Source organism: Amaricoccus macauensis (assembly GCF_014201905.1).
GTDB lineage: Bacteria > Pseudomonadota > Alphaproteobacteria > Rhodobacterales > Rhodobacteraceae > Amaricoccus > Amaricoccus macauensis.
In genome coordinates, this window is record NZ_JACHFM010000002.1 from 863,266 (window position 1) to 888,155 (window position 24,890).

Below are 24,890 nucleotides of genomic sequence, written 5' to 3' on the forward strand. Positions count from 1 at the left end.
TCCCAATGCTCAAGCACCTTCGCCCCGCCATCGTGATGATCGTCGTCCTGACGCTCATCACGGGCATCCTCTACCCCCTCGCGATCACCGGGATCGCCCAGGCCACCATGCCGCGTCAGGCAAACGGCAGCATCATCGAGCGCGACGGCATCGTCGTCGGCTCGGCGCTGATCGGGCAATCGTTCACGACGCCCGGCTATTTCCACGGCCGCCCCTCGGCCACGGCGCCCGAGCCCTACAACGCCGCCGCGTCCGGCGGATCGAACCTCGGGCCGACCAACCCGGCGCTGATCGAGCGCATCAAGCTCGCGGCCGACGCCCTGCGGGCCGAAAACCCCGCCGCGCCGATCCCGATCGATCTGGTCACCGCCTCGAGCTCCGGCCTCGATCCGCACATCTCGCCCGCGGCCGCCGAGTTCCAGTTGCCGCGCGTCGCGGCGGAGCGGGGTCTGCCGGAAGATCAGGTCAGGACCCTGATTGCAGAGAACACCGAGGGCCGCACCCTCGGCCTGATCGGCGAGCCGCGAGTCAACGTGCTGACGCTCAACTTGGCGCTTGACGACCTGGCAACGCACTGAGCAGCCTCGCGCCATGGCCGAAGAAGCCGACACACGTCCGTCACCAGACGCCCTGCTTGAGGAGGCCCTGCGCGAAACGCGGGGCCGCCTGAAGATCTTCCTCGGCGCCGCCCCCGGTGTCGGCAAGACCTACGCGATGCTCAGCGCCGCCCATGACCGACGCGCGGACGGCACCGACGTGGTGGTGGGCGTCGTGGAGACTCACGGCCGGGTGGAAACCCAGGCGCTCGCCCGCGGCTTCGAGACCATCCCGCGTCGCCACATCGTCGATCGGGGCCGATCCTACGAAGAGATGGACCTCGACGCCATCATCGCCCGCCGCCCGACGCTGGTTCTGGTGGACGAGCTTGCCCACACCAACGCCCCGGGCAGCCGGCATCCCAAGCGGTATCTCGACGTCGAGGAACTCCTCGACGCGGGGATCGACGTCTACACCACCGTCAACATCCAGCACGTCGAGAGCCTCAACGACATCGTTGCCCAGATCACCCGTATCCGGGTGCGCGAGACCGTCCCGGACCGGATCATCGACCGGGCCGACGACATCGAGGTCATCGACATCACGCCGGACGACCTGATCCGGCGGCTGAAGGAGGGCAAGGTCTACGTCCGCGAGACCGCGACCCGGGCGCTCCGCCACTACTTCTCGCGCGGCAACCTCACGGCCCTGCGCGAACTTGCGCTGCGCGGCACCGCCGCCCGGGTCGATGCCCAGCTTCTGAGCCACATGCGCGCCAACGCCATCTCCGGCCCATGGGCCGCGGGCGATCGCGTGCTGGTCTGCGTCAGCGAGGATCCGGCCTCCGCCGGTCTCGTGCGCTACGCCAAGCGTCTCGCCGACCGCCTGCACGCGCCGTGGACCGCCGTCACCATCGAGACCCCACGCAGCGCCGAATTGCCGGATGTCGAGCGCGACCGCACCGCCGACACCCTGCGCCTCGCCCAGCGGCTCGGCGGCGAAGCCCTGACGCTGCCGGGCGGCGGACACACCATCGCCGAGGACGTCCTCGCCTACGCCCGCACCCAGAACGTCACCCAGATCGTCATCGGCAAGTCGTCCCGCTCGCGGCTCTTCGAGCTGCTGCACGGCTCGGTGGTACACGATCTCGTCCGGCAGGCGGGCGGCCAGAGCGTCCATGTCATTGCCGGCGACGGAACCGGGGGCGCTGCCGCCGAGCCCGTCCCGGCCAAGACCGTCCGCACCCGCGACCCCGTCCGCCGGGCGAGCTGGCCGCCCTATGCCGCCGCCGTCCTCGCGATCACCGCCGCCTTCGCCTTCGTCATGCTGATCCGCCCCTTTATCGGGGTCGAGTCGCTCGATCTGGTGTTTCTCACCGCCGTCGTCGGCGTCGCCGTGCGCTTCGGCCTCTGGCCATCGCTCTTCGCGGTGGCCGTGGGATCGCTCGCCTACAACTTCTTCTTCCTCGCGCCCACCTATACGCTCACGATCGCGAGCCCGACGAACGTCGCGCAGTTCCTGCTCTTCGCCCTCGTCGCGGTCCTCGTCTCGAACCTCGCGGCGCAGGTGCGTGGGCAGGCCCTGACCGCCCAGGCCCGCGCCCGCACGACTGAGGCGCTCTATGCCTTCAGCCGCAAGCTCGCGGGCGTCTCGACCCTCGACGACGTGCTCTGGGCTACCGCCTATCAGCTCGCCTCGCAGCTCGACGTGCAGGTGGTGATGCTCATGCCCGACGAGCGCGGCGACATCGCGGTCAGCGCCGGCTATCCGCCCGAGGACACCCTCGAGCCCGCCGACATCGCCGCCGCGAAGCTCGCCTTCGAGTCGAACCGTGCCGCCGGCCGTGGCTCGGACACGCTGCCCGGCGCCCGCCGCCTCTTCATGCCGCTGCGCACCGGCCGGGGGGCGGTCGGCGTCGTCGGCCTCGACAGCGAGCGCCCGGGACCGATCCTGACCCCCGACGGCCGCCGGCTCTTCGACGCGCTCGCCGATCAGGCCGCGGTCGCCATCGAGCGCGTGACTCTCGTGGAGGACGTGGAAACCGCCATGCGCGCCGCCGAGGCCGACCGTCTGCGGCAGGCGCTTCTCACCTCGATCTCCCACGATCTCAGGACGCCGCTCGCCTCTATCCTCGGCGCGGCCGAGACCCTGCGCGACTTTTCCGCCGACCTCGGGCCGGAGGGGCGCACCGATCTCCTCGCCACCGTCATCACCGAAGCCGACCGGCTGAACCGCTTCATTGCCAACCTCCTCGACATGACGCGCCTCGAATCCGGCGCAATCGCGCCCAACCGCTCGCCGCAAGACCTCACCGAGGTGATCGCCAGCGCCCTGGAGCGCGCGAGCCGCGTTCTTGCCGGCCACCACATCGCCGTCGATCTCGCCGATGACCTGCCGCAGGTCGACATCGACCCGGTGCTCTTCGAGCAGGTGCTCTTCAACGTGCTCGACAACGCGGCGAAGTACTCCCCGGAAGGAACCACGATCCGCGTCGAGGCCCGCGCCGACCCGGTCCGCAGCGCGACGATCCGCGTCCTCGACGAGGGCGACGGCCTGCCGCCGGGGGAGATCGAGCGGGTGTTCGACAAGTTCCACCGGGCCGGCAAGGGCGACCGCGTGCGCGCCGGCACCGGCCTCGGCCTCGCGGTCTGCCGCGGCTTCGTCCAGGCGATGGGCGGCAGCATCGTCGCCGCCAACCGCATCGACGGGCACGGCGCCGTTCTCACCATCACCTTGCCTGCCTCAACCGGCAACGGAACCGGACACATCGCATGAACGCCACCTCGCCGAGAATCCTCGTCGTCGATGACGAGCCGCCAATCCGGCGCCTGCTGCGAACCGGCCTCGAGTCCCAGGGCTATATCGTCTCCGACGCGGCGACCGCGGCGGAGGCCCTGCGGCAGGTCGGTGGCGCCGACCTCGTGATCCTCGATCTCGGCCTGCCGGACGCCACCGGACAGGAACTCCTCGCCCGCTGGCGGGCCGCCGGCAACACCGTTCCGGTGGTGATCCTGTCGAGCCGTACCGACGAGCCCGGCATCGTCGAGGCGCTGGAACTCGGGGCGGACGACTACGTCACGAAGCCCTTCGGGATGCGCGAACTCATTGCGCGCCTCCGCACTGCGCTGCGCCACCGCCTGCAGGCCGACGGCGAGGAAGCCGTCTTCCAGTCGGGGGGGCTCACCGTCGATCTCGTGCGCCGCGTCGTACAGATCAACGGCGAGACGGTGAGCCTGACGCCGCGCGAATATGACATCCTGCGGGTGATGGTCCAGCACGCCGGCAAGGTCCTGACCCACCAGTTCCTGATCCGCGCGGTCTGGGGCGGTCATGCGGACGTGCAGAACCTGCGCGTCCACGTGCGCCAGCTCCGCCAGAAGATCGAGCCCGACCCGCAGCGTCCGACCCACGTCCGCACCGAGACGGGCGTCGGCTACCGTTTGCAGGCGAGCGCGCCCGAAGAGGACGCCCCCGGCCCCTGACCCCTCGCGAGCTTTACGCCCGACCGGCGACACGCGCCTTGCGCCGGCAAAGGCGACGCTGTTACCATTGCGACCTTCGTCCACTGTCTACCCGGTGATTTGGTTTTACTTCAAACGGTTAGACCTATCTGGCGAGTGAGCGCAGATGCAATCGGCAGGCTCTCGCACCCGCACATTCAGACCGCCGCGACCACTCTCGCAGGCGGATGTCACCGATCGTATCCGCCAGGCAATCCTCGCCAACGACTTCATCCCCGGACAACGCCTCGTGGAGGCGGACCTGTGCGATCGGCTCGGCGTCAGCCGCGGCACGGTGCGCGCAGCGCTCCTCGATCTCACCCACGAGGGTCTCGTCGAACGGATTGCCAACCGGGGCGCCCGCGTCAGGGACATCAGCGTTGAGGAAGTCCTGCAACTCACCGACGTCAGCCTCGCGGTCGAATGCCTCTGTGTGGTGCTCGCCGCTGAACGGATCACCGCACCGGAAATCATCCAGCTGCGCGCGCTCGGTGAGGAACTGAAGGTGCGGGCCGCGCTGAATGACGTGATCGCCTTCGGCCGCACGACGCGGCGCATCTTCAACCTCTATCTGAGCATCTCCGGGCAACTTGTTGCGCAGGAGTTGCTTGAGCGGTTGCACGAGCGCAATGCGGGCCACCGCTCGCGGCTGCTCTGCCGGCCGGGCCGTGCGCAGGTGGCGCTGCCGCAATGGCTCGCGGTCATCGACGCGATCTGCCGGCGCGATCCTGACGCCGCGCAGGCGGCCCTCCGGGCACTCGCCACCAGTGTGAAGGAGGCCATGGTCGCGCAGTCGCAGGAGGCCTCCGGCGCCCGGGCGACCGCCCGGGCCTGAGCCGCGACCCGCGCCCGCTCTCAGCCCGCCGAGCGGGCGGCCGCGATCCCGTGCATCACGCCGCGCAGCTCGGCGAGACCGCGCAGACGGCCGATCAGCGAATAGCCGGGGTTGATCCGCTCCTTGCCGATGTCGTCGGCCAGCAGATGCCCGTGGTCCGGCCGGAGCGGGATTTGCCAGTCCTCGCGACCCTCGCCGATGCGCCGTTCCTGCTCTTCGAGGAGTGCCAGCACCACGGCCGGCATGTCGGCCGTTCCGCCGAGGTGGTCGGATTCGTGAAACGAGCCATCCGCTTCGAGCGTGACATTCCTCAGGTGCGCGAAGTGGATCTTCGGTCCGAACTCGCGCACCATCGCCGGCAGGTCGTTCTCCGCGCGCGTCCCGTAGGAGCCGGTGCAGAACGTGAGCCCGTTCGCCGGGCTCTCGGCGGCGGCGAGCAGCTGCCGGGCGTCGGCCGCCGACGAGACGATCCGCGGCAGTCCGAACAACGGAAAGGACGGGTCGTCCGGGTGGATGCAGAGCCGGACCCCGGTCTCTTCCGCGACCGGCGTGATCTCGCGCAGGAAGTACCCGAGGTGCCCGCGCAGCTCCTCCGGGCCGATGCCGTCATAGTCGGCGAGAGCGGCGCGAAAGCTCTCGCGGTCGTAGCTCCGTTCCGTCGCCGGCAGCCCGGCAATGAGCACACGCTCGATGGCCGCCATCCCCGCCTCGCCACGCTCGGCGAGCCGCGCCTCGGCCTCACGGATCCGCTCGGGCGTATAATCGCCCTCGGCGCCCTGACGCTTCAGCAGGAAGACATCGTAGGCGGCGAAATCGACGGCGTCGAAGCGCAGCGCCAGCGCGCCGGTCGGCATCGGATAGCGCAGTTCGGTGCGGGTCCAATCGCAGACCGGCATGAAATTGTAGCAGATCGTCCGGATCCCGGCCCGGCCAAGCGCGCGGAGCGTGTCCTTGTACCAGCCGATATAGCGGTCGCGCTCGGGCGTCCCGGTCTTGATCGAGTTGTGGACGGGAATGCTTTCGACCACCGCCCACTCAAGCCCCGCAGCCTCGATCTCCGCCTTGCGCCGGGCGATCGCATCATCGGGCCAGGGCGAGCCGTCGTAGATCTGATGCAGCGCGGTGACGATGCCGGTCGCGCCCGCCTGTGCGATGTGGGCGATCGGCACCGGATCGTTTGGCCCGTACCAGCGGAAGCATTCCTTCATCTGTCGCATGTCCCTGCCCTCCCAACGGCTTTGCCGTCCTGCCTAGCGGATGCCGGCCTGCGTTATCCACGACTTTTCGGTGCTGGCGCCAAGGTGCGGTCCTCGGCAATGATCTGCGCCGACAAAAGCATCAACAGGGACGCAAGCGAGATGATGGAGGACGAGTTCGAGGGGAAGGCGGCGCTGGTCACCGGCACGTCGGGAATCGGCCGGGCGAGCGCGATCCGGCTCGCCGAGGCCGGGGCGGAGGTGCTGGTCTGTGGGGTCGATGCCGGGGCGAATCGTGCGCTCGAAACCTTCGCCGCATCGCGTGGCCTGCCGATCCGGGTGCGCCGCGCCGATGTGACGCAGGAGATCGAGGTGGAGGCGGCGGTCGCCGATTGCGTCGACCACTCGGGCGGTCTCGACATCATCGTCAACGCCGCCGCCGTGCATCCGTATGGCACGGTGCTCGACACCGACGGGGCGACCTTTGCGCGCTGCCTCGCGGTCAACGTGGGCTCGATCCACCTCACCGCCCGTCACGGCATCCCGGAGATGATCCAGCGTGGCGGCGGGGCGATCGTCAATCTCTCCTCGGTGCAGGGCTATGCCTGTCAGCAGGGCATTGCGGCCTACGTGGCGAGCAAGGGGGCGATCCACGCGCTTACCCGCGCCATGGCGATCGACCACGCGGGCGCAAAGATTCGGGTGAACTCGGTCTCTCCCGGCTCGGTCAGGACGCCGATCCTCGCGCTCGCGGCGCAGAAGCTGGGTTCCGACCTGTCTGAGGAAGAGGTCTTTGCCCGCTTTGGCGCCGCGCACCCCATCGGCCGAATCGGCGAACCGGAAGAGATTGCCGAGATGATCGCCTACCTGGTGTCCGACCGCGCGGGTTTCGTCACCGGCGCGGATTTCGTGATCGACGGCGGCCTGACCGCCGGGCTTGCGGTGCGCTGAACGCGCCCGTTGCGCGGGGGATGAACGGAAAGGGGCTGGAACCGGCGCGTCGCGGTTCCAGCCCCTGTCCGTCTCGCGCAGGCGTCTCACGCGGGGCGCTCGTCGACCCGCGCGAATTGGCAGCGCCGGGCCTCAGTGCATCTCGAGGCGCTGGCTCAGGAGCAGCGCCACGACGGTCACGATCGTGCCCGACAGCAGGTAGGCGCCCGAGGAGAACAGCCCGTAGTTCGACGCGAGCCAGAGCGCCACGAACGGCGCGAAACCGGCGCCGAAGAGCCATGCCAGATCAGAGGTGAGCGCCGACGCGGTGTAGCGATACTGCTTCTCGAACCGGGAGGCGACCGCTCCGGACGACTGGCCGAACGAGAACCCGAGCAGCGTGAAGCCCAGGACCATGAAGAAGAACTCGCCCACCAGCCCGCCGTCGAGCAGCGTCGGCGCGACGAGGGAATAGATACCGATCGCGACGGCGCAGATGAGCAGCAGCGCCCGACGCCCGATGCGGTCAGCCAGCGCGCCCGAGCCGATCACCGCAGCAAGGCAGATGAACACCGTGCCGATCTCGATCGCGAGGAATGCCGGCACGTCGGTGGTCGACTTCAGGTAGACCCATGAGAGCGGGAACACCGTCACCATGTGGAAGAGCGCGAAGGTGGCGAGCGGGGTGAAGGCACCGATCAGGATGTTCACGCCCTCGACCCGCAGCGTCTCGCGGATGCGCGTCGGCTGCAATTCGAGGTTCTTGAACTGCCGCTCGTACTCGGGCGTCACAACGATTCGGAGCCGTGCGAACAGCGCCACCACGTTGATGGCGAAGGCCACGAAGAACGGATAGCGCCAGCCCCAATCGAGGAAATCGCTCTCGGGCATTGCAGTCAGGAGATACATGAAGAGCGCGCTTGCGACAAATAGACCCACCGGTGCGCCGAGCTGCGGTATCATCGCATACCAGCCCCGCTGGTTCTCGGGCGCGTTCATCGCCAGCATGGACGCAAGACCATCCCAGGTGCCCCCGAGTGCAAGGCCCTGCGCGAAGCGCATGATGGCAAGAATCAGGATCGCATAGCCGCCAGCGAGCGAATAGTCGGGCATGAAGGCGATGCCCGCTGTAGCGCAGCCGAGCAAGAACAGCGCAGCAGTCAACTTGATGCCGCGCCCGTATTTCCGGTCGACCCACATGAAAAACAGCGTGCCGAACGGCCGGGCGACGAAGGCGAGCGCAAAGAGAAGGAAGGACAGCATGACGCCGTCCAGTGGTTCCGCAAAGGGAAACATTACCCGTGGAAATACCAGAACAGACGCAATCGCGAAAACGAAGAAGTCGAAAAATTCCGAGCTTCTTCCGATGATGACGCCAATCGCAATTTCCCCGGGGCTCGTTTCATGATCGACCGAGTCGTGGGCTGGGCCCGCCTGATAGGCCATTTCGCCCCCTTTCTTCGCTGAATCCCGCCGGAATTGTCCCGGCCCTCACTCCGACTCTCCTTATACCTCGGTGCGAGTATATGCTACGGGTGATTCAGGTTGTCCTTGCACATAGTCGCCAGACGTTGGATGGGAAGGTGTTAGTCCGGTACGGGGGTCTCGGGGGTCGATGATGCGAAAACTGATAATCGGGATGTCGCCGCTTCTTCTGCTCGGCGGTTGTGGGATGGTGGTTCTATCACCATCTGGTTATGTAGCTGCACAACAACGTGATCTTTTGATCAGCTCGACGTTACTCATGCTGCTCGTCATCATTCCGGTGATGGGCCTCACGGTGTTCTTCGCCTGGCGCTACAGCGCCAAGCGCGACGGGAACTACGACCCGAATTTCCACCACTCGACCGGTCTCGAGCTCATCATCTGGGCCGTGCCGCTGATGATCATCATCTGCCTCGGCGCGATCACATGGGTCGGCACCCACCGGCTCGATCCGTTCCGGCCGCTCACCCACATCGGCGAGCGCCGCCCGATCAGCCCGACGGTGGAGCCTCTCGACATCGAGGTGGTGGCGCTCGACTGGAAATGGCTGTTCATCTACCCGGAGTACGGCGTCGCCACGGTCAACGAGGCCGCCGTGCCGGTCGACCGGCCGATCAACTTCCACCTGACATCGCAGTCGGTGATGAACGCCTTCTACGTTCCCGCGCTCGCGGGCATGATCTACGCCATGCCGTCGATGACCTCGCAGCTTCACGCGGTCATGAACCTGCCCGGCGACTACGAGGGTTTCTCGTCGAACTACAGCGGCGCTGGCTTCTCCGGCATGCGCTTCCGCTTCCGCGGGCTCGACGCCCCGGACTTCACCTCCTGGGTCGCCGAGGCGCGCCGGAGCGGCGAAACGCTCGACCGGGCGCGTTATCTCGAACTCGCCAAGCCCTCGGAGAACGAGCCGCCGGTGTTCTTCGGCACCGTCGATCCCGACCTCTTCCGCCGCGCGGTCAACCGCTGCGTCGAGGACGGGCGCATGTGCGTCGACGAGATGATGGCGCTCGGCTCGACGGGCGGCACCGGCCTTCTCGGGACGATCAACACCGTCGCCGTCGCAGGCCCGACATCGGCCTTCGGTGCACGGCCGTTCCACGTGGACGAACTCTGCACGCCGCAGGAGGCGATCCGGCAGTCCGGTCGCGAGAGCGTCGTGCTTCTCGATCCGGCCCCCCTGCCGATCTCCACCCCGGACGAAACTCTCTAAGGACGGCAGAACATGGCTATCGAGACATTCGCGAGCCCGGAGACGAGCTTTCTGTTCGGCCGTCTGACCTGGTCAGCGATCCCGCTGCACGAACCCATCGTCGTCGTGACGTTCATCGTCGTGGCGATCGGCGGCATCGCGCTTCTCGGCGCACTGACCTACTTCAAGGTCTGGGGCTACCTCTGGAAGGAATGGTTCACCTCGGTGGACCACAAGAAGATCGGCATCATGTACATGGTGCTCGGCCTCATCATGCTGCTGCGCGGCTTCGCCGACGCGATCATGATGCGGCTTCAGCAGGCCATGGCCTTCAACGGGTCAGAGGGCTACCTGAACGCGCACCACTACGATCAGATCTTCACCGCCCACGGCGTGATCATGATCTTCTTCGTGGCGATGCCGTTCGTCACCGGCATGATGAACTACATCATGCCGCTGCAGATCGGCGCCCGAGACGTCGCCTTTCCGTTCCTGAACAACTTCTCGTTCTGGATGACGGTGGGCGGCGCGGTCATCGTGATGGCCTCGCTCTTCGTCGGTGAATTCGCCCAGACCGGCTGGCTCGCCTATCCGCCGCTCTCCGGCATCGCGGGCAGTCCATACGTCGGGGTCGACTACTACATCTGGGGCCTCCAGGTCGCGGGCGTCGGGACTACATTGTCAGGCATCAACCTGATCGTGACGATCGTGAAGATGCGCTGCCCGGGCATGACCATGATGCGGATGCCCGTCTTCACCTGGACCGCCCTCTGCGCGAACATCCTGATCGTCGCCTCGTTCCCGGTGCTGACCGCCTGCCTCGTGCTGCTCACCCTCGACCGCTACGTGGGCACCAACTTCTTCACCGCCGACAACGGCGGCAATCCGATGATGTACGTGAACCTCATCTGGATCTGGGGACACCCGGAGGTCTACATCCTCGTGCTGCCGGCCTTCGGCATCTTCTCGGAAGTCACCTCGACCTACTGCGGCAAGCGGCTCTTCGGCTACTCGTCGATGGTCTACGCCACGGTCTGCATCACCGTGCTCTCCTACATCGTCTGGCTGCACCACTTCTTCACGATGGGCTCGGGCGCGAGCGTGAACTCGTTCTTCGGCATCGCGACGATGATCATCTCGATCCCGACCGGCGCGAAGCTCTTCAACTGGCTCTTCACCATGTATCGCGGCCGCATCCGCTACGAGCTGCCGATGATGTGGACGATCGCCTTCATGCTGACGTTCATCATCGGCGGCATGACCGGCGTCATGCTCGCGGTGCCGCCGGCGGACTTCGTGCTGCACAACTCGCTCTTCCTGATCGCGCACTTCCACAACGTGATCATCGGCGGCGTGCTCTTCGGTCTCTTCGCCGGCATCACCTTCTGGTGGCCGAAGGCCTTCGGCTTCCGCCTCGACCCGTTCTGGGGCAAGGTCTCGTTCTGGTGCTGGGTCTCGGGCTTCTGGGTGGCCTTCACGCCGCTCTACATCCTCGGCTTCATGGGCGTCACCCGGCGCATGCGGGTCTTCGATGATCCGAGCCTGCAGATCTGGTTCCTGATCGCCTCCCTCGGCGCGGTCCTCATCGCCATCGGCATCGCGGCGATGATCATCCAGTTCGCGGTCTCGATCTGGCGGCGCGACGAGCTCCGCGACACCACGGGCGATCCGTGGGACGGCCGGACGCTCGAATGGGCGACCTCCTCGCCGCCACCCGCCTACAACTTCGCCTTCACGCCCGTCGCGCATGACATCGACGCCTGGTGGGACATGAAGACGCACGGCTACCGCCGGCCGCAGGAAGGCTTCAAGCCGATCCACATGCCGCAGAACACCTCGAGCGGCATCATCCTCGCCGGCCTCGCCACGGTCTGCGGCATGGCGCTCATCTGGTACATCTGGTGGCTCGCCATCCTCGCCTTCGCGGCGATGATCGCCACGGCGATCTGGCACACCTTCAACTACAACCGCGACTACAACATTCCGGCAGCGGACGTGACGGCCGTCGAGGCCCAGCGCAGCCGCATGCTGGCAGGGAGGGCCTGAGGCCATGAGCGCATCCGCGATGGCAGCCGGCCAGCCCGCGATCGGCCGGACAGACTTCTACCTCGTCGAGGAACCGCACCACGAGGCCGGTGGCTTTACCCACCTCGGCTTCTGGATCTACCTGATGAGCGACTGTCTCATCTTCGCGGTGCTCTTCGCGACCTACGGCGTGCTCGGCGCGAGCTTCGCCGGCGGCCCGGGACCGCGTGACCTGTTCGATCTCGGGCTCGTCGCGCTCAACACGACGTTCCTGCTCATCTCCTCGATCACCTACGGCTTCGCCATGCTGGCGGTCTATCAGGGCGATCAGAAGAAGACGCTCATGTGGCTCGCGGTCACCGGCCTCTTTGGCGCGTTGTTCCTCGTGGTCGAGCTCTACGAGTTCTACCACCTGATCCACGAGGGCGCCGGTCCGCAGCGCTCGGCCTTCCTGTCGGCGTTCTTCGCCCTCGTCGGAACCCACGGACTGCACGTGACGTTCGGTATCCTCTGGCTGATCGTGCTCGTCGTGCAGATCAACAAGCGCGGGCTCATCCCGGCGAACGTGCGGCGGCTCACCTGCCTGTCGCTGTTCTGGCACTTCCTCGACCTCGTCTGGATCGGGGTCTTCACCTACGTCTACCTGTTCGGAGTCCTGCGATGAGCGCCGACCACAGCCAAGCGTACGCCAACGATCCGCACGCCCACGCCCACGATCCGCACGCGGCGCCCCACGGCACGTTCCAGTCCTACGTCACAGGCTTCGTGCTCGCGGTGATCCTGACCGTGATCCCGTTCTTCCTGGTGATGGCGCGGCCGATCGAAAGCGCGGGCTACACCGCGGCGATCGTGCTCTTCTGCGCACTGCTGCAAATCCTCGTCCACATGGTGTTCTTTCTGCACATGACACCAAAGGCCGAGGACGGGTGGCTCCTGCTCTCGACGATCTTCACCATCGTGCTCGTGGTCATCACGCTCGCGGGCTCGCTCTGGATCGTCTTCCACCTGAACAACAACATGATGCCGGGCGGCATCATGGACGACATGATCCGCGAGGCGCCACCGCCCTCGAACTGAGGGCGGGCCGGCGCGCCCGGTGGCTAAACCCACCTTCGCCGATATCGCCCGCGCCGCGGGCGTCGGCACCGCGACCGTCGAGCGCGTCCTGAACGGACGCGGCGGCGTGCGACCCGCGACGGTGGAGCGGGTCCTCGCCGCGGCTCGCGCCCTCGACACGCCGCGCCGTCTGCCGGACGTGCATCGCGGGATTCTGCGCATCGACGTGATCTTGGTGCGGCCGGAAACCACCTTCTACCGCCGCCTCTCTCGCGCCTTCGAGCGCATCGCCGCCACCCTCGATCCGGTGGTCCGCGTCCACCGCACCTTCGCCGATGAGGCGGACGTCGGCGCCATCGCCGGGCTCATCGCCTCCGGCGAGCACCGCCGCGCCGGGCTGATCCTCGCCGTGCCGGACCATCCTGCCATCCGGGTCGCCGTCGAGTCCGTGACGCCCGCCCTGCCCGTGGTGCACGTGGTGACCCGCGCCCACCCGTCGATCGGCGAACTCGTCGCCATCGACAACTACGCCGCCGGCCGCACCGCCGCGCATTTTCTCACCACGATGCAGCGCCGCCCCGGCGGCCTCATCGCCATCGGCCACCCGATCTATCAGGTGCACCGCGAACGCCTGCGCGGCTTCTCCGACTACCTGACGGCCGCGCCCGGCACGCACGACCTGCGCTTCGTCGGCTTCGGTCAGGACGAGGCACGCCGCTGCGGCGACGTGCTGCACCGCGCGCTCGAGACCTGGCCCGACATCGTTGGCCTCTACAACGTCGGTGCCGGCAACCGCGCCATCGCCGACGTCCTCCGCCGCCATCCGCGCGGGCAGCACGTGTTCTTCGTGGGCCACGAGCTTTCCGACGCGACTGCCGAGGCGCTGCGCGACCGCTCGATGCAGATCGTCCTCGATCAGGCCCCCGAGGCGCAGGCGCGACGCACCATCGACCTGATGCTGAGCCGCCTCGGCCTGCTCGACATGGCCGTGGACCCAAGCCCGATCCGCTTCGTCACCGTCACCGCCGAGAGTCTCTGACTCCGCGGCGGACCGCTTGATCAGATCAGATCAAGAAGCCGGTCGCCCGGTGACCCGGCGCGGCGCTATCAGCACCCCCAGCAACGACCCGACGCCCGCACCCGGCGTCGCCGGAACGGGGGAGACGCCATGGACGACCTGCAATTCGGCAAGCGCAACAAGCGCGGCGACTGGACGCCGAACGAGCCCGTCGCCCTCGCGCCGCTCTTCCGCCTGCCCTTCAGCCTGCGCGCGTTCTTCGCCTGGCTGCCGCACTACTTCCTGCCGTGGAACCTGCTCTTCGCCGCCTCCGCGGTTGCCTACTGGGCGTGGATCATCCCGCCCGTCGAGACCATGCGCACCCTTGGCTGGGGCTGGCCGCTCTATCTCTACGCGGTGAACGCGCTGGCGACGTTCCTCTTCTATGGCGCATTCGAGCTCAACCTCTACGTTCTGAAGCGGCAGGACCGGCGCTTCAAATACAACGGCCGCTTCCCTGCCGAGCAGAAGAACAAGGCCTTCTGGTTCGAGCGCCAGAACCTCGACAACATCCTGCGCACCTTCCTCTCGGGCGTCACGATCTGGACCGCCTGCGAAGTCCTCGTGCTCTGGGCATTCGCGAACGGGTATGCCCCGTGGCTCGCCTTCGCCGACCACCCGGTCTGGCTCGCCTGCCTCGCGCTGGCGGTGCCGGTGATCCACGAGTTCCACTTCTTCTGCATCCACCGGCTGATCCACACGCCGTTCCTCTACAGGTGGGTGCATTCGGTGCACCACAACTCGGTCAACCCCTCGCCCTGGTCGTCGCTCTCCATGCACCCGGTCGAACATCTGCTCTACTTCGGAACGGTCTTCTACCACCTGATCCTCCCGTCAAACCCGGTGCTTGCACTCTATCAGCTGCACTACGCGAGCTTCGGTGCGATCCCCGGCCATGTCGGCTTCGACAAGGTCGAGGTGGGCGAGGACCATGCGATCGACAGCCACGCCTACGCCCACTACCTCCACCACAAGTACTTCGAGGTGAACTACGGCGATGCGCTGATCCCGCTCGATAAGTGGTTTGGCACCTGGCACGACGGCTCGCCCGAGGGCGAGGCGCGGATGAACGACCGCTACCGCCGCCGCAAGGCAAGGCTCGCCGCCGCAGCAGCCGAGAAGGCACGCCGCACCGGCACCGCCGCAAACCCCTGACACGCAATCCCCGACCCCGACACCCGAGGACGCCCCGCCATGCCCACAGCCGCCGCGACCTGGATCACCGCCTGCCGCCTCGACGACATCGAGCAGGAAGGCGCGCTCCGCTTCGACCACGAAGCCCGCACCTTCGCGATCTACCGCGGCCCCGACGACAGCGTCTGGTGCACCGACGGGCTCTGCACCCACGAGGCGGTCCACCTCGCCGACGGCCTCGTCATGGACTACGAGATCGAATGCCCGAAGCACTCGGGCGCCTTCGACTACCGCACCGGTGAGGCCATGCGCCTGCCGGCCTGCCGCAACCTCCGCACCTACCGCGCCGAGGTGGTGGACGGCGACGTCCGCGTCGCCGTCGCCTGAAGCTCCCCGCGCTTTCCCGCGCCCCTCAAGGCCGCTCGAACGGCCATGTCCCGACCCCAGGAGCAAACCCCAGGATGCGCCTCGCCCTTTGCGCCACCGGCCTCGCCGCGCTTCTCGCAACCACCGCCAGCGCCGAGACCGTCGGCATCTCGATGCAGAGCTTTGACGACAACTTCCAGACCCTGCTGCGCAACGGTCTCACCGCCCACGCGGCCGACCTCGGCGTCGACATCCAGGTCGAGGACAGCCAGCGCGACGTCGGCCGCCAGCTCAGTCAGGTGAACAACTTCATCGCCTCGGGGGTCGATGCCATGGTCATCACCCTCGCCGACACCGCCGCCGCGCCGGCGATCACCGCCGCCGCGGAGGCCGCCGGAATCCCGCTCGTCTACCTGAACCTTCAGCCCGAGAACGTCGCGACCCTGCCCGATGACGAGGCCTACGTCGGCTCGAAGGAGACCGAAGCCGGGATGCTCGGCGCCACCGAGGCCTGCCGGGAACTGAAGGCCGCGGGCAAGACCGAGGCGCGCGCCTATATCATGATGGGAGATCTCGCCCACACCGCCGCGCTCCAGCGCACCCAGGCGGTGAAGGACGTGCTCGCCTCGCCGGACTGCAGCTTCATCGCGGTGAACGACGAACAGTCCGCCGGCTGGCTGCGCACCACCGCGCTCGACCTGATGACCAACTGGCTGACCACGGGCGATGCATTCGACGTGGTCTTCGCCAACAACGACGAGATGGCGATCGGCGCGACGCAGGCGATGAAGTCGGCCGGCGTCGACATGAAGGACGTGATCGTCGTGGGCGTTGACGCCACCCAGGACGGCCTCGCCGCCATGCAGGCCGGCGATCTCGACATCACCGTCTTCCAGAACGCAGGCGCACAGGCCGCCGGCGCCCTTGATGCCGCGCTCGCCCTCAGGAAAGGCGAGACGGTCGACCGCATCGTCTACGTGCCCTTCGAGCTCGTCACCCCCGACAAGCTCGACGCCTACAGCGCCCAGAACTGAGCGCCTCACGGAACATCGCATTGAGCGTCACCCGGGACGCGAAAGAGCCGGCGCAGGAGATCCCGCGCCGGCCCTTTCCTTTTGTCCCTGTGTCCCGGAGATCAGACGAACGCGAGATCGTCGCTCTTCTTCGACAGGCGGTAGCCGATCGCGAGAATTGCGAACCAGATCGGCGCGACGAAGAGCGCGATCCGGGTGCCGGAGTCGAAGCCGAGGAAGACGACGACCATGAGCAGGAAGGCGAGCACCGCCCAGTTGGTGAACGGCGCACCCGGCATGCGGAAGGACACCGGCTCGGCTTCACCACGGGCCACGGCCCGGCGATATCCGATGTGGGCGAGCATGATCATGCCCCAGGTCCAGATCGTGCCGACCAGCGCCACCGAGGTCACGTAGACGAAGACCTGCTCGGGGATGAAGTAGTTCAGCACCACGCCGAAGAGCATGACGATGACCGACGCGGTGATGCCGTTGGCGGGAACCTGGCTCTTGCTCACCTTGCCGAAGGCCTTCGGCGCCTGGCCGAAGTGGGCGAGGGTGTAGAGCATCCGCCCGGTGGAGAAGATGCCGGAGTTGCACGACGACGCCGCGGCGGTGATGACGACGAAGTTGATGACGAGCGCGGCAGCGGGCAGACCCATGCGGTCGAAGACCATGACGAACGGGCTTTCGCCGGCGGAGAACTCGGTCCACGGCACAAGCATCATCACGACGAGCAGCGCACCGATGTAGAAGACGAGGATACGCCAGACGACCGCGTTGGTGGCCTTGGGCAGCGACTTCGCCGGATCCTCGACCTCGCCCGCCGTCACACCCAGAAGCTCAACGCCCTGGAAGGCGAACATCACCATCTGGAGCGCCAGCACCACGCCGAGCACGCCCGTCGGGAACATGCCGCCATGTGCCCAGAGGTTCGAGACCGACGCGACTTCCGCATGTTCGCCCGTGCCGAAGATCAGGAAGAGCGGGCCAGCGACGAGGAGGCCGATGATCGCCACGATCTTGATGAGCGCGAACCAGAACTCCATCTCGCCGAAGACCTTCACGGCGATGAGGTTGGCCGCGTAGAGGACCGCGAGCGTCACCAGCGCCGGGATCCACTGTGGCACATCGGGGAACCAGTAGTTCGTATAGATACCGACGGCGGTGATTTCCGCCATGCCGGTCACGACCCACATGAACCAGTAGGACCAGCCAGTGGCGAAACCAGCGAACGGCGAGACGTACTCTTCGGCATAGGTCGCGAAACAGCCCGCGACCGGGCGATGGAGCATCAGCTCGCCGAGGGCGCGCATGATGAAAAAGATCACCACGCCGGCAATGGCGTAGGCGAAGATGAGCCCCGGCCCGGCGAAGGCAATCGCCCGGCCCGAGCCGAGGAAGAGCCCCACGCCAATCGCGCCGCCGAGCGCGATGAGCTGCACGTGGCGGTCTTTCAGTCCACGGTGGAAGTCCACCGCTTCCTGGCTTTGTTCAGCGTCAATAGCTGCCGCATCATGCGATCGCATGTCGGGTATTCCTCCGGTCTGTTATTTGGGGGGACTGCTGGGGACCGCCCGCTGCGGCGGGCGGTCCGAGGGTGGTCAGCCGAGGCTGACCACCAGCTCGATCTCGACGCTGGCGCCGCGCGGCAGCGCCGCGACCTGGACAGTGGAGCGCGCCGGCTTGTGGCTGCCGAAGCGCTTCTCGTAGATGGCGTTGAGCTTGGCGAAATCGCCAAGGTCGGTGACGAAGACCACGGCCTTCACCACCTTGTCGAAGCTCGCCCCGGCTTCCTTCAGCACGGCGGCCAGATTGTCGAAGACCTGCTCGGTCTGCGCCTCGATCCCTTCGGGCATCGAGCCGTCGAGCGTCAGCGGGATCTGCCCCGAGGTGAAAAGCAGCTCCCCCACCTGCACGGCGTGGCAGTACGGCCCGATGGCTGCCGGGGCGCCGGCGGTGTTGATCGTCTTCATGCAGTCACTTCCTTCTTCGGAGAGGCAAGGGTCTTGGCGGCCTCGGTGTAGCGTTCGAGTCCCAGGGGCCGCGCGTCAATTGCGGGAACCTGGCCGGAGACGAGATCGGCGAGCACGCGGCCCGAACCACACGACATGGTCCAGCCGAGCGTGCCGTGGCCGGTGTTGAGCCAGAGGTTGGAAAACTTCGCCCGGCCGATCACCGGCGGCCCGTCCGGCGTCATCGGCCGGTGGCCGGCCCAGAACGAGCCGGTCCTGGCATCGCCGCCCGTGCCATAGAAATCCGTCACCACGTGCTCGAGGGTCTCGCGCCGGTTGGTGTGGAGCGTCTGCGAGTAGCCGTCGAGTTCGGCCATGCCACCCACCCGGATCCGGTCGCCCAGCCGGGTGATCGCGACCTTGTGGTACTCGTCCATCACCGTCGACTCCGGCGCGCCGGCGGGATCGGTGATCGGCACGGTCAGCGAATAGCCCTTCACCGGATAGACCGGCAGCTTGATGCCGAGCGGCCGCAGCAGGAGCGGCGAATAGCTCCCCAACGCGACGACGTAGGCATCGCCCGTCACCAGCCCCTGATCCGTCGCGACGCCTGCGATCGCGTCGCCATTCGTCACGAGCCCGGTGATGTTGACCCCGTAGCGGAATTCCACCCCCTTCGCGACGGCGAGATCGCGCAGCGCGTTGGTGAACTTGAAGCAGTCGCCGGTCTCGTCCCCCGGCAGCCGCAGGCCGCCGACGAACTTCTCGCGCACCAGCCCAAGCGCCGGCTCGACCGCAACGCAGCCATCGACGTCGAGCACCTCATGCGGCACGCCGAGATCGGCGAGCACGTGCACGTCCTTGGCCGAACCATCGAGCAGCTTCTGGGTGCGGAACACCTGCAACGTGCCCTGCATCCGCTCGTCGTAGGAGATACCCGTCTCGGCGCGCAGCTCCTTCAGCATGTCGCGGCTGTACTCCGCGATCGGCACCATCCGGCTCTTGTTCACCTCATACGCGGCGGCGTTGCAGTTCTTCAGCATCGCGAGCGCGAACCGCCAGAACGCCGGGTCAGTGCTCGGCCGGATGAACAGCGGGCTGTGCCGCATGAACATCCACTTCACCGCCTTCATCGGGATCCCCGGCGCCGCCCACGGCGAGGCGTAACCCGGCGACACCTCGCCGGCATTCGCGAAGCTCGTCTCGAGTGCCGGCCCCTCCTGGCGGTCGAGCACCACAACCTCATGACCGGCGGCAGCAAGGTACCAGGCACTGGTGGTGCCGATAACGCCGCTGCCGAGGATGACGATCTTCATGCAATGAGCCTTTCGATCTCGATGCCGGCCATGATCGGCCGGAGTGGCGGTGTTTCCCGGAGGCCCCGAATTGGACTGGTCCGGCAGTTCTACACTACGTTAAGCAATAAACGTGCCAATCAGAGTGCGCCCTCAAGCCATTGATTTTGCACATGGCAAGGATGCATCCGCTGCAAGGCTCCTGTAAAGAATTCTTGACGCTGAATCTGCGTGCACGAAAAGGACGAGCTTGACCAATGGGTTGCTCGTCTGTAATGTTTTCATTACACTGTATTGGAAGCGTTACACCCATGCGCATCGAGATCGCTTTCAGTGACCGCGTCGGCATCGCCTCTGAAATTCTGACGGTGCTCGCCCACCACAGTCTCGACGCGGTCGAGGTCGAGGTCAATCCGCCGCACATCTATATCGATTCACCCGACCTCACCGATCTCGGGCCCCTGCTCCCGGAGCTCGAACAGGTGCAGGGCGTGCAGGCCATCCGGCCCGTCGACCTGCTGCCGGGCGCGCGCCGCAGGCTCTATCTCGACGCGCTGCTCGATGCCTTCGCCGACCCGGTGCTCGCGATCGACGCCAAGGGGCGAATGCTCGTCGCCAATGCCGCCGCCTCGGCTCTCGCGCCGGGTGCCGACCTCGCGACCATCCTCGACGACCCCGCCGTCGCCCGCGATCTGCTCGACAGCGGCTTTCGCGCCCCGCCGCGCGAGGCCATCGTGCGCGGCGAGCCGTATCTCATCGAGGCCCGCCCGCTCGGTGACGGTGCCGGCGGCATGGTCCACCTGCACGCGCCGCAACGCCTCGGCGAGCGGATGAACGCGCTGCAACACCTGGGCGATGTCGGCTTTGACGGCCTGCTCGGCGCGGCACCGCCCATGCGGGCGCTGAAGCAGCGCGCCGCGCGCGTTGCCTCCGTCGACGGACCATTGCTCGTCCTCGGCGAGACCGGCACCGGCAAGGAACTGCTCGCCCACGCCTGCCACCGGGCAAGCCCGCGCGCCGAGAAGCCGTTCCTCGCGCTGAACTGCGCCGCGCTGCCCGAAAGCCTCGCCGAGAGTGAGCTCTTCGGCTACGCCGGCGGCGCGTTCTCCGGGGCCCGGCGCGACGGCAAGCCGGGGCTGCTGGAGCTCGCCGATCGCGGCACGGTGTTTCTCGACGAAATCGGCGAGATGTCGCTCTATCTCCAGGCCAAGCTCCTGCGGTTCCTGAACGACGGCAGCTTTCGCCGCGTCGGCTCCGAACGCGAAACCCGCGTCGACGTGCGGATCATCTCGGCCACGCACCGCGACCTGCCGGCGATGATCGCCAAGGGTGATTTTCGCGAAGACCTCTACTATCGCCTGAACGTGCTGACGCTGGAAATCCCGCCACTGCGCGAGCGGGGCGACGACGTGATCCTGCTCGCGCGGCACTTCTGCACCCGCGCCGCGGCCCAGACCGGCAGCCCGGCCTGCCGCCTCTCGGCCTCCGCCGAGATCGCCCTCGCCGCGAACCCGTGGCCCGGCAACGTCCGGCAACTGGAGAACGCGATCTTTCGCGCGGTGACCCTCGCGGACCACACGACGCTCGCGTCCTCCGATCTCGAACTCGCCGGGGCGAGCACGACGACCGCCCCGGCCGACACCACGGCCGCCAGCCCGCCGGAAGGCACAAGCTGGGCCGAGGCCGTCGCGATCTTCGAGCGCGGCTTCCTCGAACGGCTCTATCCGCAATTCCCGTCGAGCCGGAAGCTCGCGGCCCGGCTCGGCACCTCACACACCACGATCGCGAACAAACTCAGGGAACACGGCATCCCGGGCGGACGCCCCTAAGCCGCGCCCTCGCCGAGCGGCGTATAGACGAACCGGCCGCCCGCATCGCGCACCACGCCGATGCCGGGGAATTCGAGATGCGCCCCCGCCACGTGGCAGCCAGGCCGGCTGGCCCGGCGCAGCATCACGAGCCGGATCGCCCGCGCCTCCGCCTGATCGGCGTCGAGCTCCCAGCTCAGGTCCGGCCGTGCGAACTGGACCGCGGGCACGTGGACGATGTCACCCCAGACGAGGAGCGTCTCGCCGGCACTTTCCACCTCGAAGGCGCTGTGCCCCACCTCATGCCCCCGCGCCGCGACGGCCCTCACGCCCGGTCCGATGTCCGCTCCATCAGCGAACGGCTCCCGGCGGGCGCGAAACCGCGCCAGTCGCTCGCAAGCATCGAAGCGCGCGAGTTCCGCGTCCGGCACCAGCAGCCGTTCGAGGCGCGGGAAAGCATCGGCCCCGCCCGGCGCCACCAGCCCGTGGACGTGATCCTCGTGGGTGTGGGTGAGCGCAACGGTCGCGATTGCCTCCCGCACCACCCCGGCTGCATCGAGCGAGGCGAGAAGCCCGCCCATCGTCGGCTCCCAGGCGTCCGACGCACCGGTGTCGATCAGGATGTGCCGACCCTGATTGACGATGAGGAACGCATTGACCGAAAGCCGCAAACGGCCATTCACGAGGCAGACCTCTTCCGGCAGATCAGGCCCGAAGGGCTGACCATCCGGCTTGCGCAGGCGTCCGGCCGGCAAATCCACGTAGCCGTCGTGAAGCGCGATCACCGTCACGTCACCCAGCGCATACCGCGCGAAGCCGGCACCCGAAGCGAGCTGCCGCATGTCGCCACCTCCTGAATTCCCCGCCGCAATTCCCCGCCGCCGGCCATTCACGTGTAGGGCGCTGCGGCCCGGCGTCGGGGTTCAGGATACCACGGCGGAGAGGCCCGCGTCAGGCGGCCTGCTGCACCGGCACCACCGGGGCGCCGAGATCCGACGCCACGCTGGTCGCCACGATCCGCGCCGTCGCCGCCGACAGCGTCCAGCCAAGGTGCCCGTGGCCGGTGTTGTAGAAGACACCCTGCGCCCGCCCGCGACCGACCCGCGGCAGCATCGAGGGCGTCATCGGCCGCAGACCGGCCCACGGCACCACCTGCTCCGTCGAGACGCCGGGGAAGTGCTTCTGGCACCACTCGACCAGCGGCTGGATCCGGTCTGCCCGGATGTCCTTGTTCGCGCCGTTGAATTCGGCCGTCCCGGCGATGCGGAAGCGGTCGGCACCAAACCGGCTCGCCACGATCTTCGCCCGGTCGTCGAGCAGGCTGACCCACGGCGCCGCCGACTGGCTCGCTTGGTCAGCGAGGTTGACGGTGATCGAGTAGCCCTTCACCGGATAGATGTTCACCCGGTCGCCCAGCCCCTGCGCGATTGCCCGGCTGCGCGTGCCGGCGCAAACCACCACGCCATCGAAGACCTCGCTCGACAGCGGCGTCACGATGCGCACGCCACCCTCGACCGTCGCGACGTCGCCGACTTCCGCGCCAAAGCGCATGTCAGCGCCGCGCCGGGCGCAGGCCGCGGCAAGGCCGACCGTGAACTTGTGGATGTCGCCGGAGCTGTCGCTCTCGGTCAGGAAGCCACCGACGAAGTCGCCGTGGAGCGCGGGCTCCACCTCATGGATCTCGCCCGGGCTCAGTTCCCGCCGCTCAAGCCCGCCCTGCGCCAGCAGGCCGTTCACCATGCGGGCGTGCTTCAGGTCCTTGGCGCTGGAGTAGAAGTGCAGGATCCCCCGCCGCTCCAGATCGAAGTCGATGCCCTCGCGCTCCGCCATCTCGAACAGCACCGTGCGCGCCGCGATCGCGAGCCGCACGGTCTCGATGGTGTTGGCCTTGTAGGTCGGGATCTTCGACAGGAACTCGGCCATCCACGCGAACTTGTGGAACGTCGGCCGCGGATTGACGAGCAGCGGCGCGTCGGCATGAAGCATCCACTTCAGCCCCTTCAGCACCGTGCCCCACTGGGTCCAGGTCTCGGCGTTCGACGCGGACAGCTGGCCGCCATTGGCGAAGCTCGTCTCCATGGCGGCATAGCGATGGCGATCGAACACCGTCACCTCGAAGCCGCGGTCCAGCAGCTCATAGGCGGTCGTCAGGCCGGTTACACCGGCGCCGATCACGGCAATACGGGTCATGTCACACTCCAAGGCTCGCGCGGCGTTTGGCTTGGCCGCAGCGCCCCCTCCGTGCCTGGAACCTGAGAGCTTCACCCGACAAGAGTCGGGCTTTCTCCTTCGGTGGGCCCTTTCGGGGCCGCTTTCCGGAGTGTTGAGGCATTGCCGGTCCTTGGACCTGAGAGTTTCCGGGGCGCGGTTGCTCCTTCGGCGACGAGTCTCCCCGTCTTCTCCCGGCAGTGCCTTGATGCGGCGTGCATACGCGAGGCCGGTGATTCGCGCAACAGTTGTGAGTTCCCCTCTGCGGCGACATGCCGCGGAATCAGGACGCCGCACCGCGGGCGGTCCGGTCGATCGCATCGACCACCACGCCCGCGCACCGGGCGGGCAGCTCGTGCCCCATCCCGTCGATCAGCAGAAGGCGCGCCCCCGGGATCGACGCCGCGGTATCCTCGCCACAGGCGGGCGGGATGACCGGATCGTCGCGGCCATGCACCACCAGCGCCGGGACACGAACGCACGCAAGCTCCGCCCGCCGGTCGCCGGCCACGGCAACGGCGGCGAACTGCCGCGCCGCTCCGGCGGGATCGTGGCCGCGCCGCACTTCGTCGAGGATGAAGGCCCGCTGCTCCGCCTCGTCGAACGCTCCGCCGCTGCCGGCGATCCGCCGGGCAAACGCCAGCCCTTCCGCCACGAACGCCTCCCGGTCGCGCGCCGGATCGGGTTTCGGGCGCAGCATCAGCGCCATCACGTCCGGCGTCGCCTGCGGCAGACCGGGGTTGCCGGTCGTCGCCATGACCGAGGTCAGCGACAGCACCCGCCCGGGATGGTCCGTCGCCATGATCTGGGCGATCATTCCCCCCATCGAGCGGCCGACCACATGGGCGGCAGGAATCGACAGGGCGTCGAGCAACCCGACCGCGTCCGCCGCCATGTCGCGCAGCGTGTAGGGCACGGCCGGGATGCGGCCGGCCCGCAGCGAGCCCACCAGTGCGCCAAAATCCGGCGGGGCGAGTTGGTCGAGGTGCGTCGAGCCGCCGCTGTCCCGATTGTCGAACCGGATCACCTGGTAGCCGCGCCCTGCCAGCTCCGCGCAGAACGGGATCGTCCAGCGGATCATCTGCGTGCCGAGGCCGGAGATCAGCAGGACGACCGGATCCCCCTCGCGTCCGAAGCTCTCATGGGCGAGTTCCACGCCGTTGGCGGCTGTCAGATGCATCCCCTCGCCCCCCGGCGGCCCACACCTCTTCCCGAGGTCCCCTCTACGATCCAGGCGGCCGGGAAGCAACGCGAGCCTCGCCCGTGCGCGCGCACCGGCCGGCTACCCGCGATCGACC

At 67.6% G+C, this 24,890-nt stretch carries 22 protein-coding genes and 1 riboswitch; of the genes, 14 read left to right on the forward strand and 8 right to left on the reverse strand.

Going from position 1 to position 24,890, the window contains the following annotated elements; genetic code table 11:
- Nucleotides 1–5: 5 nt before the first annotated feature.
- The 4 genes from kdpC (at nucleotide 6) to HNP73_RS11590 (ending at nucleotide 4,872) form a co-directional block, all read left to right on the forward strand.
- The gene (kdpC, locus tag HNP73_RS11575; RefSeq protein ID WP_184149188.1) at nucleotides 6–578 is read left to right on the forward strand and encodes a potassium-transporting ATPase subunit KdpC; all 573 of its coding nucleotides are present in this window, start codon (nucleotides 6–8) and stop codon (nucleotides 576–578) included.
- Between the two features lie 13 nt (nucleotides 579–591).
- Nucleotides 592–3,312 carry a sensor histidine kinase gene (locus tag HNP73_RS11580; protein WP_184149190.1) on the forward strand — a complete coding sequence of 907 codons (2,721 nt, stop codon included), beginning with the start codon at nucleotides 592–594 and terminating at the stop codon, nucleotides 3,310–3,312.
- Entirely contained in the window at nucleotides 3,309–4,019 is a 711-nt protein-coding gene (locus tag HNP73_RS11585) for a response regulator transcription factor (protein ID WP_184149191.1), read from the forward strand. The genes HNP73_RS11580 and HNP73_RS11585 overlap by 4 nt, the downstream gene beginning before the upstream one ends.
- A 145-nt stretch (nucleotides 4,020–4,164) precedes the next feature.
- A complete protein-coding gene (locus HNP73_RS11590) occupies nucleotides 4,165–4,872 on the forward strand; it encodes a GntR family transcriptional regulator (RefSeq protein ID WP_184149193.1) in 708 nt (235 codons plus the stop codon).
- Nucleotides 4,873–4,892: 20 nt separating this feature from the next.
- On the opposite strand, the gene uxuA is transcribed toward HNP73_RS11590, so the two are convergent.
- Nucleotides 4,893–6,089: a mannonate dehydratase gene (uxuA, locus tag HNP73_RS11595; RefSeq protein ID WP_343063271.1), complete on the reverse strand. Its 1,197-nt coding sequence runs from the start codon at nucleotides 6,087–6,089 to the stop codon at nucleotides 4,893–4,895.
- Nucleotides 6,090–6,230: 141 nt separating this feature from the next.
- Between uxuA and HNP73_RS11600 the strand changes: the two genes are divergently transcribed.
- Nucleotides 6,231–7,019 (forward strand): SDR family NAD(P)-dependent oxidoreductase, encoded by a 789-nt coding sequence (locus HNP73_RS11600; RefSeq protein ID WP_221288471.1) that lies wholly within the window; start codon nucleotides 6,231–6,233, stop codon nucleotides 7,017–7,019.
- A gap of 132 nt (nucleotides 7,020–7,151) precedes the next feature.
- Here the strand turns inward: HNP73_RS11600 and HNP73_RS11605 are convergent, their stop codons facing one another.
- Nucleotides 7,152–8,444: an MFS transporter gene (locus HNP73_RS11605; RefSeq protein ID WP_184149195.1), complete on the reverse strand. Its 1,293-nt coding sequence runs from the start codon at nucleotides 8,442–8,444 to the stop codon at nucleotides 7,152–7,154.
- Nucleotides 8,445–8,637: 193 nt separating this feature from the next.
- Between HNP73_RS11605 and cyoA the strand changes: the two genes are divergently transcribed.
- The 8 genes from cyoA (at nucleotide 8,638) to HNP73_RS11645 (ending at nucleotide 16,347) form a co-directional block, all read left to right on the forward strand.
- Entirely contained in the window at nucleotides 8,638–9,696 is a 1,059-nt protein-coding gene (gene cyoA / locus HNP73_RS11610) for a ubiquinol oxidase subunit II (RefSeq protein WP_281379232.1), read from the forward strand.
- A gap of 12 nt (nucleotides 9,697–9,708) precedes the next feature.
- A complete protein-coding gene (gene cyoB / locus HNP73_RS11615; protein ID WP_184149200.1) occupies nucleotides 9,709–11,721 on the forward strand; it encodes a cytochrome o ubiquinol oxidase subunit I in 2,013 nt (670 codons plus the stop codon).
- Between the two features lie 19 nt (nucleotides 11,722–11,740).
- Nucleotides 11,741–12,364 carry a cytochrome o ubiquinol oxidase subunit III gene (cyoC, locus tag HNP73_RS11620; protein ID WP_425486635.1) on the forward strand — a complete coding sequence of 208 codons (624 nt, stop codon included), beginning with the start codon at nucleotides 11,741–11,743 and terminating at the stop codon, nucleotides 12,362–12,364.
- Nucleotides 12,361–12,777: a cytochrome o ubiquinol oxidase subunit IV gene (gene cyoD, locus HNP73_RS11625; protein WP_184149206.1), complete on the forward strand. Its 417-nt coding sequence runs from the start codon at nucleotides 12,361–12,363 to the stop codon at nucleotides 12,775–12,777. Before cyoC ends, cyoD begins: the two co-directional genes overlap by 4 nt.
- Nucleotides 12,778–12,796: 19 nt before the next feature.
- Nucleotides 12,797–13,795, forward strand: a complete 999-nt coding sequence (locus tag HNP73_RS11630; protein ID WP_184149209.1) for a substrate-binding domain-containing protein — start codon at nucleotides 12,797–12,799, stop codon at nucleotides 13,793–13,795.
- 129 nt (nucleotides 13,796–13,924) lie between these two features.
- A complete protein-coding gene (locus HNP73_RS11635) occupies nucleotides 13,925–14,968 on the forward strand; it encodes a sterol desaturase family protein (RefSeq protein WP_184149212.1) in 1,044 nt (347 codons plus the stop codon).
- Between the two features lie 39 nt (nucleotides 14,969–15,007).
- The gene (locus tag HNP73_RS11640; RefSeq protein ID WP_184149215.1) at nucleotides 15,008–15,334 is read left to right on the forward strand and encodes a MocE family 2Fe-2S type ferredoxin; all 327 of its coding nucleotides are present in this window, start codon (nucleotides 15,008–15,010) and stop codon (nucleotides 15,332–15,334) included.
- 74 nt (nucleotides 15,335–15,408) lie between these two features.
- On the forward strand, nucleotides 15,409–16,347 hold the full coding sequence (locus HNP73_RS11645; RefSeq protein ID WP_184149218.1) for a substrate-binding domain-containing protein: 939 nt from the start codon (nucleotides 15,409–15,411) through the stop codon (nucleotides 16,345–16,347).
- A 101-nt stretch (nucleotides 16,348–16,448) separates the two neighbouring features.
- On the opposite strand, the gene HNP73_RS11650 is transcribed toward HNP73_RS11645, so the two are convergent.
- The 3 genes from HNP73_RS11650 to HNP73_RS11660 all read right to left on the reverse strand — a co-directional run bounded on the left by HNP73_RS11650 (nucleotide 16,449) and on the right by HNP73_RS11660 (nucleotide 19,597).
- A complete protein-coding gene (locus HNP73_RS11650; RefSeq protein ID WP_184149221.1) occupies nucleotides 16,449–17,855 on the reverse strand; it encodes an amino acid permease in 1,407 nt (468 codons plus the stop codon).
- Between the two features lie 75 nt (nucleotides 17,856–17,930).
- Complete coding sequence (locus HNP73_RS11655) at nucleotides 17,931–18,302, reverse strand: Rid family detoxifying hydrolase (RefSeq protein ID WP_184149224.1); 372 nt, start codon at nucleotides 18,300–18,302, stop codon at nucleotides 17,931–17,933.
- Complete coding sequence (locus HNP73_RS11660; RefSeq protein WP_184149227.1) at nucleotides 18,299–19,597, reverse strand: D-amino acid dehydrogenase; 1,299 nt, start codon at nucleotides 19,595–19,597, stop codon at nucleotides 18,299–18,301. Before HNP73_RS11660 ends, HNP73_RS11655 begins: the two co-directional genes overlap by 4 nt.
- A 290-nt stretch (nucleotides 19,598–19,887) precedes the next feature.
- Between HNP73_RS11660 and HNP73_RS11665 the strand changes: the two genes are divergently transcribed.
- Nucleotides 19,888–21,405 carry a sigma 54-interacting transcriptional regulator gene (locus tag HNP73_RS11665; RefSeq protein ID WP_184149231.1) on the forward strand — a complete coding sequence of 506 codons (1,518 nt, stop codon included), beginning with the start codon at nucleotides 19,888–19,890 and terminating at the stop codon, nucleotides 21,403–21,405.
- Here HNP73_RS11665 and HNP73_RS11670 read toward each other — a convergent pair.
- From HNP73_RS11670 to HNP73_RS11680, 3 genes are all read right to left on the reverse strand, one after another.
- Nucleotides 21,402–22,226 carry an MBL fold metallo-hydrolase gene (locus tag HNP73_RS11670; RefSeq protein ID WP_184149234.1) on the reverse strand — a complete coding sequence of 275 codons (825 nt, stop codon included), beginning with the start codon at nucleotides 22,224–22,226 and terminating at the stop codon, nucleotides 21,402–21,404. The two genes, HNP73_RS11665 and HNP73_RS11670, sit on opposite strands and share 4 nt — an antisense overlap.
- Before the next feature lie 109 nt (nucleotides 22,227–22,335).
- A complete protein-coding gene (locus tag HNP73_RS11675; protein WP_184149238.1) occupies nucleotides 22,336–23,574 on the reverse strand; it encodes a D-amino acid dehydrogenase in 1,239 nt (412 codons plus the stop codon).
- A gap of 135 nt (nucleotides 23,575–23,709) precedes the next feature.
- Nucleotides 23,710–23,799: riboswitch (glycine riboswitch) on the reverse strand.
- A 76-nt stretch (nucleotides 23,800–23,875) separates the two neighbouring features.
- Nucleotides 23,876–24,772, reverse strand: a complete 897-nt coding sequence (locus HNP73_RS11680; RefSeq protein ID WP_184149241.1) for an alpha/beta fold hydrolase — start codon at nucleotides 24,770–24,772, stop codon at nucleotides 23,876–23,878.
- Between the last annotated feature and the right edge of the window lie 118 nt (nucleotides 24,773–24,890).